A 13,067-nucleotide genomic window follows, 5' to 3' on the forward strand; every position below is an offset into this window, starting at 1 on the left:
AGCCTGAGACCGAACTAAGCGCGCCCAGCACCATCGAAACGCCAACTCCGAGCGGCGGCCACACTGCGCCCTGCAACGCCTCGCCGCAGCCCGACAAAGGAATTGGCCATGCCCGAACTGCCCCACATCGCCAGCGACTCCGCCCTCGACACCCTCCTGTCCACGTCACGCTGGACGGCGCTGCTGCTGGGTGCCGTGCTGGTGACTACGCCACCCGTATCCGCAGCGAGTGACCCGTCGCTTTCGGCCCGCGACGCGCAAAACAAACGCTTCAGCGAGCAGATCATGGCGGAGTCCCGCCAGCACTCCCCGACACTGACGACAACATACAACCACATCATTACCTATGGTCAGTCGCTCGCATCAGCTGCCGAAGGTTGGCCTGCGCTCTCGAAGCAACCCGGCTACGACAACCTGATGTTAGGCGACTCGCCACGCTCAGCGACCTTTAGCGGAGCTCGCTTCGTACCGGTGGGTGAGGCGTCGTTCAAGCCGCTCAGAGCGGTGGTCCAGCTCAAGCGAGATCCGAAGACAATTCTCGACAGCGCAGCGATCGCGAAACTGGAGCAGCGCGCCCAGGAAGAAGGCGAATCAGTAGAAGTCGGCGCGCTGAATATGGCGCGCCGTCTGTATCTGGAAAAGCATGGCGTCGAATCCGATCCCGAGCACCTGTTCGTCGCCAGCAACGCATCTACCTCTGGGCGCTCCATCTCGCAGCTGTCCAAGGTCGGCGGCACCCATGAGTACCGACGGGTGCTGCAGGCAGTGGACCAGGCCAAGCGGATCGCCGACGCGCAGGGCGCCAGCTACAGCATCAGCGCTTTTTTCTGGCTCCAGGGGGAATACGATTACGCCGAGGTGCAAGGCGGCATCAACGACAAAGCTGCCTACAAGAAGATGTTGCGCCAGCTACGCGACGACCTGAACACGGACACCGCAAAGGCCATCGGACAAGCGCAGATGCCTGCGTTCATCAGCTACCAGACCGATGCCAAGTCCTCAGTGGTCGATGGCAGTCTCGACATCGGCATAGCGCAATGGGAATTGGCGCAGGAGGAACCCAATTGGTACCTGGCCGGCCCCGTCTACCCCTACGTCGACAAGGGAACGCACCTGTCGGCCAATGGTTATCGCTGGTTCGGACAAATGCTCGGAAAGGTCTATCACCACGTCGTTGTCGAGCAGCGCGGTTGGCAACCATTGTCGCCGCGTCGCGCCACGATCGAGGGACGCGAGATTCTCATGGACTTCCACGTGCCACATCCACCGCTGGCATTCAGCGAGCCCTACCTCGGGCACAAAACCCGGATGATCGAGAATTACGGCTTCGTACTGACTGATGACGAGGGCAAGGTGCCCGTGGAAAACATCGAAGTCGCCGCCGATACGGTGTTACGCCTGGTCGTGGCGCGCGACTTGGCGGGCATCCCGACGATACGCTACGCCAGTCATGAAGTGGGCGGCGCTGGCGAGCTGCATGACAGTGACCCGACCGTAGCGGACACCAACTACGAGTACCTGCCCGAAGAAGGTATGCCGGAAGAAGCGAACATCGAGGCGCTAGTTGGCAAACCTTACCCTTTGCATAACTGGAGCATCGCCTTCGAGATCAAGGCCACCCCCGGACACGACTCGGCGCGCTGAGCGGCATGGTAGTAAAAAAGGCGCAGAGAATTCGGCTATCGGAGGAATCGCTCGTTTAGGGCACTAAGGCTTGCTTCTGATGGGTGTCGCCCCTGGTCGGACTGGTGACTATCCCCTCAGTTGCGACCAGGCTGTGTTAGGCGTCCAACACGATTCGCGAGCAAGCTCGATTTTTTTACCCAGCGCAGCTCTTTCGGTTCGCGTGCCAGGCGGTAGGCCTCTTCGCTGAACTCCTGCGAGTGCGCTTCGTCGCCAGAGATGAAGAGCATCGGACGCGGAGAAATCGTCTCGATGTCATTAAACGGGTAGAAGTTCATGAACTTGACGTTGCTACCCAGCGTCGGGTGCGTGGTCAGCTCTGGGGAAGAACTGGCGGGGGTGAACTCGCCACGGGACGTGCGGTAGAAATAATAGAATTCTCGCTGGATCGGGTGAGTATGGTCCTCCAGCTTATGCACGGTTCCGCTCGAAGACTGGTGCGCGCCGTTTGACGGCTACTACCTGTACTACCCGAGCCGGAAGCAGCCTTCGCCAGCCTTTACGCTTGTCGTCGATGCGCTGCGTCTCGCAACGCCCGCGAACCACCACTGACAGCGGTGACCTGAAAACTGACCTCTCCGAATACTCTGACCGCGGTCTCCCCCATCGACGCCGCGTAGGCGCTGCGGAAAGTACGCGCCCGGTCACAGCAGAGTGAGGTCAGGCGATGCTGCGCAAGCGCGCCATATCCTTGACCGGAGACGCGCCGAATAGCCGGCTGTATTCACGGCTGAATTGCGAGGGGCTTTCATAACCGACTCGATAACCGGCCGCCGATACTTCCAGCCCTTCGGCCATTAGCAAACGTCGAGCCTCCTGCAATCGAAGCTGTTTCTGATACTGCAGCGGGCTCATCGCGGTCAGCGCCTTGAAGCGGTGGTGCAGGCTGGAACTGCTGAGATTGACTCGGCGCGCCAACTCCTCGATGCGCAATGGCTCGACATAGTTTCGGTTGAGCCATTCGATGGCACGGTTGACCCGGTGTGATTGGCTGCCCTGCAGCGCCACGTCCTGCAGATGCCGCCCCTGCGGTCCGCAAAGCAGACGGTAGAAGATCTCGCGCAATGCCAATGGCGCCAGCACCGGAATGTCCTTGGGGTTGGCCAGCAGGCGTACCAGCCGCAGGGTGGCGTCCAGCAGCGGCGCGTCGATCCGGTCCAGATACAAGCCACGCCCGTTCGGCTCGGCGCTGTTCATGAGCGGTTCGGCTTCACTGACCAGCGCGGCGATCAGCGACGGATCGATGTCCAACCGGATGCAGATATACGGCTCGGTACTGGACGCCCGCACCACACAACCGGCCACCGGCAGCGTCACCGAGACGACCAGATAATGCAGCGGGTCGTAGCAGTACAGCTCATCGGCCAGACGTACTTCCTTGCCGCCCTGGACAATGATGCACAGGGCCGGCTTGTGTACGCCGTAGGTCATCTCGCCGGGCCTCTCGCAACGAATCAGGTGCAGCGGTTCGATGACCGTGGGGTGCATGCCGTCACCGCTGACCAGCCCCTCCACCAGTCGCGCCAGTTCGGCGCGTTGTGAACGGGTGTCATCGGCCGGGGGATTAATGAATGAGTTCATGGCAACCGGCTCCCGGGGAAACGAAGGGATTCAGCTTAGCAGGTCCGGATGAAGATGCTGTTTCTGCCGGCTGGTGACGGGTAAAGCATCGCTGGCTGCCACTCTGTCCGTAACTGCGGTTCGGCATTTGACATATCGACGCGGGGCTTCCTACTATCAAATTCAAAATCAAGTATCGCACTGCAAAACAACAACAGGCTTTTAAGCCGAGGAGTGAACGATGCATCGCCTTGCCCGCGCCACCCTGCTTGCCTCCCTTCCGCTGTATCTAGGACTGACTGGAGCCGTCCAGGCCAAAGACGTCGAACTACCCAAGACCATGGCCTGGTCAGCCTATGGCAGCAACTCCAGTGGTTACACCCAAGCCGTGGCCATCGGCGCGATGCTGCAGAACAATTACGGAACGGCGTTACGCGTGCTGCCCGGCGAAAACGATGTCTCACGCATGACCCCGCTCAAGGGTGGCCGTGTTGATATTTGCGCCTGTGGTATCGCTGCCTACTTCGGCGCCGAAGGCGTGCTGATGTTCGCCACGCCGAATTGGGGCCCGCAGCCGCTGCGGGTGATCACCACCTCCATCGCCTCGTTCTCTATGTCTCCGGCCGTAGCCGGCGATATCGAAGTGAAGACGCCAGCCGACCTCAAGGGCCGGAAGATTTCCTACATCCGCGGCGACGATGCTTTGAACAAGGGAACCGAGGCGTACCTCGCCTTCGGTGGGCTGACCTGGGACGATGTCGAGCGGGTCGATTTCCCGGGCTATGGCCGCTCGTTTGACGGCATCATTTCCGGCCAATCCGATGCCGCTTTCACCAGTACGGTAACGCCTGTCGCCCAGCAGCTGGCCAGCAGCCCGCGCGGCATCACCTGGCCAGAACTGGACCCGAACGACAAGGAAGGTTGGGCACGCATGCAGAAGGTTGCGCCCTACTTCCAACCGCATGTGATGACCTCCGGTGCCGGCGGCGTTTCGAAGGGCAACCCGGTCGATAGCGCCAGCTACCCCTACCCAATCATCGTCGGCAACGCCGATCTCAAGGACAAGACCGCCTACTCGTTGATCAAGGCCCTGCAGGACGGCCTTGACGATTACAAGGATGCCGCCCCGGGCGCCGCCGGCTACGCAATGGACAAGCAGAACATGACCTGGGTGATCCCCTTCCATGACGCTGTGGTCGATTACTACAAGGAAAAGGGCGTCTGGACCGATGCCATGCAGGCCCACCAGGATCAACTGGTCAAACGCCAGAACCTGCTGTTAAACACCTGGAAGACCTTTACCGCCGGTAACCCACCGGGAGACGAAGAAGCCTTCGCCCAAGCCTGGATGAAAACCCGCGCCGACGCCCTGCGCCAAGCTGGACTGGAACCGGTATTCGAATAACCGTCTCCAGCGGTTGGCTGTACCCAAGCGGCCGGGTTTTCCGGTCGCGTTTGCGCAAGACGGTTCGGAGCAATCGATGAATTCCACCACCGATCCCACGGGCGAGACCAAGAACCTCGGTGAGCAGGTCTCCAAGGTCCGGGCGTTGCCGCCAGCGCTGCGCTGGTTGCCGGGTACCCTGACGGTCCTGCTCACCCTGCTGACGCTCGATTACCTGTTCAACCTCGGCCTGCTCACCGTGGTGACCGGGCTGGAAACACAATTTTATTATGCGGTGGTGGCCCTGCTGCTGCCGCTGGTTTTCCTGCTATGGCCGGCGCTCGCGTCCGGGCAGGACAAGCCGGTGCCCTGGTACGACTACCTGCTGTTCATCGCCGCAGTGGCGGTGTCTGGCTATTTCGTGGTCCAGGCCGAGACCATCCTTGAACGCGGCTGGGGCTTCGACGCGCCGGCGCAGGCGGTGTGGATGAGCTATGCGTTCTGGCTGCTGATCCTCGAGGCGGCCAGACGTGCCGGCGGCTGGCCGATCGCGCTGATCGCCGCGCTGTTTTCCTGCTACCCGATGATCGCCGACATCGTGCCTGGGCCGATCCAGGGCTTCCCCTCGACGCTGGAGCAAACGGCGATCTACCACACCATGAGCACCGAGAGCGTCATGGGTGTGCCGCTGCAGGCCTTCGCCGGACTGGTGATTGGCTTTCTGATTTTCGGCGTGGTGTTGCAGAAGACAGGTGGCGGCGCCTTCTTCATAAACCTCGCCTTCGCCCTGCTCGGTCATGTTCGCGGCGGACCGGCGAAGGTGTCGATCTTTGCCAGCGGACTGATGGGCTCGATGAGCGGCAGCGTGATCACCAACGTGCTGACCACCGGGGTGCTGTCGATCCCAGCGATGCGGCGGATCGGCATGAGCCGCTCCTTCGCCGGCGGCGTCGAAGCCTGCGCCTCCACCGGCGGCGTGCTGATGCCGCCGGTGATGGGTGCCACCGCGTTTGTCATGGCGATGTTTCTCGACGTGCCCTACGGCGAGGTGGCGCTGGCGGCGGTGATTCCGTCGGTGCTGTACTTCCTCGGGCTGTTCATTCAGATCGATGCGTACGCCGCGCGGGAGAACATCAAAGGCATCCCAAAGGCCGAGCTGCCATCGGTGAGGGAAACGCTCAAGGAGGGCTGGTATTTCATATTCGTCTTCGCCCTGCTGGTGTGGATGTTGTTGGTCATGCAGCGCGAGGCCGTGGCACCCTTCTACGCCACGGCACTGCTGCTGGTGATCAACCAGTTTTCACGCAAGCATCGCTGGGGCTGGGCGCAAGTGCGCGAAACCCTCGGTTCGGCGGCCAAGCTGTTCGCCGAGCTGATCGCTATTCTCACCGCAGTGGGCATGTTGGTTGGCGCGCTGTCGATGACCGGTTTGTCCGGCACCATCGCCAACGACTTCATCCGCCTGGCTGGCGGCAGTGTGCTGCTGTTGCTGTTGATGGGTGCGCTGACCAGCTTTGTGCTGGGGATCGGCATGACCGTGACCGCGGCTTACATCTTTCTTGCCGTGGCGCTGGCGCCGGCGCTAATCCAGGGCGGCGGCATGGACCCGATGGCGGTGCACATGTTCATCCTCTACTGGGGCATGCTCAGCTTCATCACCCCGCCGGTCGCGCTCGGTGCCTTCGCCGCCGCCACGGTTGCCGGCGCACGGCCTATGGAGACCGGCCTGCAGGCCATGCGCCTAGGCAGCGTCATCTACTTCATCCCGTTCCTGTTCGTGCTCAACCCCGCGTTGATCATGCAGGGGCCCGTTTGGGAAATCGCGCTGGTGTTCTGTCAGGCCGTGGTGGGCATCGTCCTCTTCGCGTCGGCAATGCAGGGCTACCTGATCGGCATCGGCCGGCTCGGCCACAACCTGCTGACCGAGACCCTGAACCGAACGTTGATCCTGATCGCCGGCCTCTGCCTGGCTCTACCCGGCGGCGGCTCGATTCCCTTCACTCACCTGCAACTGCTGATCGCCGGCATTGCCACGGCCGTGCCGGCTATTTTGCTGGCACGCTGGAGCCAGCAGCGCATCGTGGCGTCCCGCTCAGCGCTGCTCTGACTCCTGTGCCGCCGCGTCCCAACCGGAATGCGGTGGCCGCTCTATCAACCACAGCGGATAAGACAACGCCCCGAGCCAGTCGGGGCGTTGAGCGTCTTCGCGACATCGTTGCGGCCGCTTAGGAACCTGCAACCGTCGCCGGGCTTGGCATGGCCTGCGCTCGTTGACGCAGCTGACCCTTGAGGATCTTGCCGGTAGCGGTGGCGGGCAGCGCGTCGACCAGGACGAGCTGACAGGGCCGTTTGTAAGGCGCCAGACGCTCCGCCGCGAAGCTCAGCAGCTCCGCCTCACTCACAGTGGAGCCCGCCGCGCGCTGTACGAAAGCGACAACTTCCTCGTTACCCGGAACCTGCCGCCCCACTACCGCAGAAAGCGTGACCTGGGGATGTGCATTGAGTACCGCCTCGACATCCGGCGGATAGATATTGAAGCCGGAACGGATGATCAGCTCCTTGCTGCGACCGACGATGAACAGCTCACCGTGCTCGTCGACGCGGGCGATGTCGCCGGTGTTCAGCCAGCCCTGACCGTCTAGGCAGGCACGCGTGGCCTCCGGCTGGCGGAAATAGCCACGCATGACATTAGGGCCGCGAACCCATAGCTCGCCGGTTTCCGGCGCGTCGGCGTCAGCACTCTCGAGCGGTTCGAGACGGTACTCCAGCAGCGGCAGTACGCGCCCGACGGTCGTGCTGGCGTGGCGATCATCCATACGCGTCTGGCTGATGGTGGGGCTGGCTTCGGTGAGCCCGTAGCCATTATGCAGGGTCATGCCGAAGCAGGCTTCGACCCGCCGCTTGGTCTCGCTGTCCAGCGGCGAACCGCCCGCCGAGGTGTAACGCAGCTCGGGCGCGGTCAGCATCAGCTTCTGCTGTTTGAGGTGCTCCAGAAGCCGCGAATACATGGCCGGCACACCCATTAGAACGGTAATCCGCTCGTCGGCGAGCGCATGTAGCAGCGTTGCCGGCTCGAAGCGCGGCACCGGAAAGAGGCAGGCACCGTTATACAGCGAACCCACGCACACCGACGCCAGGCCGAACACGTGTGACATTGGCAACACGCCGTAGACCCGATCCCCCTCCCCTAGCGCGCGCATCCCGCCGGAGATCGACGCTATGAAAAGAACGCCACGGTGGGTCAGCATCACGCCTTTCGGGCTGCCAGTAGTACCGGACGTATAGATCAAAGCCGCAACCTGCTCTGCACCGCTGTCATGCACCGGCTCAGGGACCGTCTCGGCGAGCGGGCTGATCATCAGTTCGCCCAGGCTGGGGTGGTCGAAGCGCTGGGCATCCTGGCGCTGGCCATGCTCGCGGGCTTCGACGGACGCGCCGGTTGTGTAGAACACCCGCCGCGGTTCGCAGTTGTCACGAATCGCATCCACTTCTGCCGCGGACAGGCGCGCATTGACGATGGCCAGCCAGGCGTCCAGTTCGCTGGCTGCCAGGAGCAGCACAACCAGCGCTCGGCAATTTTCACCCACGCTCATCAAACGGTCGCCTGGACGTACGCCCAAATCCCGCAACCAATCGGCCGCCGCACGGATTTCGCAGCCAAGCTCGGCGTAGCTCCAGCGTATGTCCCCGTCGACCAGGGCCGCGCGCTCAGGATTGCTGACGCCGAGTTGCAGCACTCGGGTACTCAGGCGCTCCGGCAGTTCGGCAATAAGCTCGCTTGCCCAGCGACCATTGATCATCTCGTCCGGAGCAGTAAAGGCGTGTGAGAGTCGCATCAAAAGACCTCACACTGACTGAAGACATGGCGGGGCATGGCGAGAAAGACGGAGCAAGGCATGGATGCCCAGCGACTGTTACGCAAAGGATGTCGGTTATTCATGGCACTCGTCCTGACCGTATTGTCGTTCTTGTTCGGCTTGTTAACGATCACAGCCTTTCGGCCATGAAGTTTCGCTGTGCGAAACAATATTTCGTTATATCGACAAACTTTTGCACAGGCAGGCAGGCGCGTCAATCGGGTCTCCACTGAACGGGGCATGTCCGGTCGACGGACCAACAGCGCTTAGCAAGCGAGTCGAAACGCGTTTCGAAGGGAAAGGATTTCGCTAATACCAGAACGGAGCGCGCCGATTAGCGCATCGGAGCGCATCGACTAGGCTGCCGAAGGAACGTTGAATTACCGGGTTTACGGCACATTAAGGGTTGACGCAGCTCGGCGGCGCAACGAAGCCGCCGAGCCGAATCAGACTGTCAGATGGGCAGATCAGCTGCGAGCACGTTCGGCGTCACGCAGTGCCTTGACCTGATCATGGTTGCGCTGCACGCCCTGGAACTGGCGTTCCACGACCGCGCGGACATCGACTGGCAGGTCCTTCTCCAGTGCCTTGCGATAGCTCTTGAGCGCGACATCCTCACCCCGTTCGCACTCGTTGAGGATCGCCTCGTCATCCTTGCCGGTGACCATTGACTTCAGATCGACCCAGCGGCGATGCATCTCGCCGGCAGTGCTGGTGGAGGTTTCCGGATCGCCACCGAGGGAGCGAACCAGTTGCTGCAGCTCGGCCGCTGCCGTCGCGCAGTCCTGCGCACGCTGGGTCAGGGTGGTTTTCAGTTGGGGATTCTTCAAATCTTCAGCACATTCACGGAAGCCTTTCTCACCGTCCTTGCTGGTTTCGATGAGATCGTTGAGCACGGAAATGGTGTCGTTGGTATCCATTGAATAGTCCCTCCTGAGGCTCAGAAAAAGCCGAAAGCAACACGGCCAAGCTATTCAATCGACTGCCGCGTTTCGGCAAAGGTTCAGCACCATCCGGCACTGCCTGGGGAACGCTCCGCTTTCCGAGCGGCTGACACCATTCTCAATGCCGGGCGGGTGCAGCCGCGGGAAGCCTCCATGCGCTAAACGCCTCTGGTTGCCTCTTATCAGCTGGCTGCGTTGGCAGGTAACCACCGAAGCGCCTCAGCCCGGTTGCCGCAACCGAACACGGCGCACCCTTGCCAGGCCATCGACAACCGCTTCGACGGCCAGGAACAGCAGCAAGCTGGCGCCAAGTACCGGCAGGCAAATGCCAAACAAAACGGCAAAGATGACCGTCATTCCCAGCGCTCTTGGCGGCAGCGCAGCCAGCGCCTGCAGCACGCCAACTCGGCGCACCGTCGTGCGACGGCGCCACCACATCAGGTATCCGAAGGCCACCAACATCGCCAGCCCGAGCGCCGTGGCGGCGAGCAGCAATTGGTTCGCCAGGCCGAACAGCGAACCCATATGCGCATCGATACCCCAGCGCGTCAGCTTGGCGGCGACCGGGAAGGTAGCGAAATCGATGCGATCGGTGATGCCCATGGTGCGTGGATCGACGGCCACGGCGTCGACCTGTGTAGGCCAGCTGCGGTCGATTTCGGTCACCGTCCAGGCGCGATCTGGCCCCGCGGCCGGGACAACCTCGACCTTGCCTGCGTCGATCCCGGCGCTACGTGCCGCGGTCAGTACCTCATCGAATAACTCCCGATTGGAGAGTGCCGGATCGCCGGACCGGTCCGGAGCCATCGCCATGCCGGCGTGGTGCGCGTGTTCGCCGGCAGGTATGACCGCTGCGCCATCAAGCGCGGTGGACACGCTCGGGGACGACATACCCAGCGCCGCACGCGCAACACCGATGTTATCCCCCGCCCAACGCGACCAGGTCAGGCCGGTGGCGGAAAAGAACAATAGCCCAACCAGCAACCACAGCCCCAGCGTTGCGTGCCAGCGTCGCAGTCGAGGCGAGCGCATCGGACCGGAACTGGATTGCCGCCGACGACGAGAAAGCCACAACGTCAAGCCACCCAGCGCGGCGACCCACAGCCAGGAAGCGGCCAGCTCGCTGTACAACCGCCCCGGCTCACCAAGCAGCAGGCTGCGGTGGAACTGGTCGAGCCATGTACGCAACGGCAGAACGCCGCTGGTGCCGTAGACCAATAGATCGCCACGGACTTCGGCGGTCACCGGGTCGATGAACACGGCACGGCTTTCCGACGCACCCGGCATCGGCGCGTTGAACATCACCCGTGTGGTGGTGCCTGGCCGAGGTGCCGGACGCACCGCCGAGAGCGTCGCCGCCTCGCCGATATAGGCCTGAGCGACTTCGACCTGTCGGGCCAGTGGCAGAGACGCACCGACGTAGTCGGTATAGAGCTGTTCGGCGTAGAGGCGATCCTCTAGCTGCGGTGTTAGCGCATAGATCAGACCGCTCAACGCGGCGATGAATATGAAAGGGCCGACCGTTAGCCCGACATAAAGATGCAAACGGATCAGCAATACCAGCAGCGGTTGCCGCGTTTGGGATACCGGAGGTGGCGCCTCGGGACAGGCGCCTGCAGTACGTGAAGACATGCTCGCTCACTCAATCAGAAAGGCCGCCAGCCGAAACAAAGGCCAACGGCAGGGTGCGACCGACAGCGGCGCGCAACGCGACAGACCGCGATCGGGCAGATGAGGTGTGATCGATCAAACGAGCGGAGATGCGCGGGGATTAAGGCTTGGCCAACGGTAGCGCGGTGACAGCGGTGGCGCCGCGTTGAACTGCAGGACGCTCAGCTGTACCTGCCGCGGTGCCTGCAGCTCCGGCGCACTGATGGGAATCGCAGCCAGGCCCGCCGAACCCGCCGCACAGCAGCAGGGCATGCCAAGGTGATGCGCAGGTACCGGCTGCGGAGCCGACTCGCCGCCATGCCCCGCATGGCTATCACGCGCCGCGACACGGAGGAAACCATGCTGGCTGGCCTCAGCCTCTGGACAATGCCCGGCCATGCCCGGCATTTGCGCACCTGCACTCATCAGCGGCATTGCGAACAGATGCAGCAGCACCGCTAGAGCGGCTATCCAGATAAATGCGCGACGGGGACGGTGCATGGGGAAGCCGAAGACTCCAGCGGGACAAAACGCAGCAGAGTCGAGGACCGAACAGTCGTCCAACAAGCTTCTGCGGCGGATTGGATTGTAGATTCCCAGGTCGATGAGCACCACGCAGCAATCACGGCAGTTTTCAACGAACCCGATTGCAGCCTACCCGCCGGGAAACTTAACGTACCAGTGCGACAGGTTTGCTCGTCGATACCAGGCGCAATCAAGCGATGCAATCCTCAGCCCGCCGACGCGCCCATCGGCTGCGGCATTCCAAGCAGGAAGCCCTGAGCTTTGGTTACCCGCAATCCGCGCAGGACCGCCAGCTCCGCATCCGTCTCGACGCCCTCGGCGATGACCTTGCTGCCGGTTTCCTCGGCGAAGCGGATTAGCGCTGCGGCCATTGCACAGCAATCGCTGTCACTGTCGACATTAGTGATAAGACTCCGGTCGAGCTTGATGACATCGGGCTTGAGCTTAAGGATGTGGCGGAAACTGGCATAGCCGGCCCCCGCATCGTCGACGGCCAGGCGCAACCCGCCTTGGCGTAGCGGATCAAGAATCGCGGCGATCTGCGTGTAGTCGACGATGGAAGTGTGCTCGGTCACCTCCAGCATCAGACGATGCAGCGGTTGCTCGGCGAGCAGGCCCACCACTGAACCATCCAGCAGCGCATCCGGGCAGACATTCAGCGACAGGTACGCATCGTTGGGAATCTGCGGGAGGTCTTCAAGTGCCGCTTCGAGCAACATGACTTCCAGCTTCGTGCGCAACCCGACTTCACCTGCCTCGTCGACCCAGCGGTCCGGTGGGCGACAGGGTTCGGGGCGAAACCGTGCCAGCGCCTCGTAGCCGACAACCCTGTCGTCGGCCAGGTGGAATATCGGCTGGTAGACCATCCAGAAATCACGCTGCTCCATGACCGTCCGGATACGATCGATTTTTTCGCGGCGCTGTTGCTCGCTGAGTGCCTGTCGCTCGAGCAACCTGCCGGCAAAGCGGGCAAACAGGCGCAAGGTACTCAGGTCGCCGTCTCCCAAGCTGGGATCCGGCTGTGTACTGAAGCAACAGAAGGTTCCGTAGAGGGAGCCGTCGCTAAAGCGAATCGGCACGCTCATGTGCGCGCCTATCGGGATCGCCAGGGTGGCCGGCAACGCCAGCGCCTCCTGGAACTCGCGGGCGTCGTGAATGAGTTCTGGCAGACGGCCGTCGACGATTCGCTGGCAATAACTGTCATCCAGCGGATCACCCTCCCCAACCACGAGCGATATCGAGTGATGCTGCCCTTCGATCTGGCGAAACACGCGTCGTCCTTCCCGAAACTCGGCAATGAAGGCGACGTCCATCCGCAGGTGGCGACGAACCGAGTGCAAAGCCTCGGTCAACGTGTCGCAAATAGGCATATCGGCCAGCATGCTCGTCGTTACCGCCGGCGATGATTCACTCCCACCAACCCGATCAGCATCCCGATTCGTCATGGAGTACCCCGTTCGCGCT

The 13,067-nt window shown here is 62.2% G+C and carries 9 protein-coding genes and 2 pseudogenes; 4 read left to right on the plus strand and 7 right to left on the minus strand.

Annotated features, from left to right (window positions below; all coding sequences use genetic code 11):
- The first annotated feature begins 108 nt into the window (after positions 1–108).
- Positions 109–1,644, plus strand: coding sequence for a sialate O-acetylesterase (locus H3028_RS02695; RefSeq protein ID WP_181295517.1), 1,536 nt, complete (start codon positions 109–111; stop codon positions 1,642–1,644).
- Between the two features lie 185 nt (positions 1,645–1,829).
- Here the strand turns inward: H3028_RS02695 and H3028_RS02700 are convergent.
- A pseudogene (locus H3028_RS02700) lies at positions 1,830–2,114 on the minus strand (hypothetical protein); the annotation flags it as partial.
- Between H3028_RS02700 and H3028_RS21525 the strand changes: the two are divergent.
- A pseudogene (locus H3028_RS21525) lies at positions 2,110–2,235 on the plus strand (LysR family transcriptional regulator); the annotation flags it as partial. The pseudogenes H3028_RS02700 and H3028_RS21525 sit on opposite strands and share 5 nt — an antisense overlap.
- Before the next feature lie 108 nt (positions 2,236–2,343).
- Here H3028_RS21525 and H3028_RS02705 read toward each other — a convergent pair.
- Entirely contained in the window at positions 2,344–3,264 is a 921-nt protein-coding gene (locus H3028_RS02705) for an AraC family transcriptional regulator (RefSeq protein WP_181295518.1), read from the minus strand.
- 220 nt (positions 3,265–3,484) lie between these two features.
- Between H3028_RS02705 and H3028_RS02710 the strand changes: the two genes are divergently transcribed.
- Positions 3,485–4,648 (plus strand): TAXI family TRAP transporter solute-binding subunit, encoded by a 1,164-nt coding sequence (locus H3028_RS02710; RefSeq protein ID WP_181295519.1) that lies wholly within the window; start codon positions 3,485–3,487, stop codon positions 4,646–4,648.
- 76 nt (positions 4,649–4,724) lie between these two features.
- On the plus strand, positions 4,725–6,734 hold the full coding sequence (locus H3028_RS02715; RefSeq protein ID WP_181295520.1) for a TRAP transporter fused permease subunit: 2,010 nt from the start codon (positions 4,725–4,727) through the stop codon (positions 6,732–6,734).
- Positions 6,735–6,852: 118 nt separating this feature from the next.
- Here H3028_RS02715 and H3028_RS02720 read toward each other — a convergent pair whose 3' ends face one another.
- From H3028_RS02720 to H3028_RS02740, 5 genes are all read right to left on the minus strand, one after another.
- The gene (locus tag H3028_RS02720) at positions 6,853–8,463 is read right to left on the minus strand and encodes a class I adenylate-forming enzyme family protein (protein WP_181295521.1); all 1,611 of its coding nucleotides are present in this window, start codon (positions 8,461–8,463) and stop codon (positions 6,853–6,855) included.
- A gap of 488 nt (positions 8,464–8,951) precedes the next feature.
- Positions 8,952–9,404: a PA2169 family four-helix-bundle protein gene (locus tag H3028_RS02725; protein WP_181295524.1), complete on the minus strand. Its 453-nt coding sequence runs from the start codon at positions 9,402–9,404 to the stop codon at positions 8,952–8,954.
- 243 nt (positions 9,405–9,647) lie between these two features.
- On the minus strand, positions 9,648–11,060 hold the full coding sequence (locus H3028_RS02730) for a PepSY domain-containing protein (RefSeq protein WP_181295525.1): 1,413 nt from the start codon (positions 11,058–11,060) through the stop codon (positions 9,648–9,650).
- A gap of 114 nt (positions 11,061–11,174) precedes the next feature.
- Positions 11,175–11,579 (minus strand): DUF2946 family protein, encoded by a 405-nt coding sequence (locus tag H3028_RS02735; RefSeq protein WP_181295527.1) that lies wholly within the window; start codon positions 11,577–11,579, stop codon positions 11,175–11,177.
- A 230-nt stretch (positions 11,580–11,809) separates the two neighbouring features.
- Positions 11,810–12,985, minus strand: coding sequence for an EAL domain-containing protein (locus H3028_RS02740; protein ID WP_258237698.1), 1,176 nt, complete (start codon positions 12,983–12,985; stop codon positions 11,810–11,812).
- Positions 12,986–13,067 lie beyond the last annotated feature (82 nt).

The organism is Pseudomonas sp. Q2-TVG4-2, assembly GCF_013620795.1.
In the GTDB taxonomy this organism is placed as follows: Bacteria; Pseudomonadota; Gammaproteobacteria; order Pseudomonadales; family Pseudomonadaceae; genus Stutzerimonas.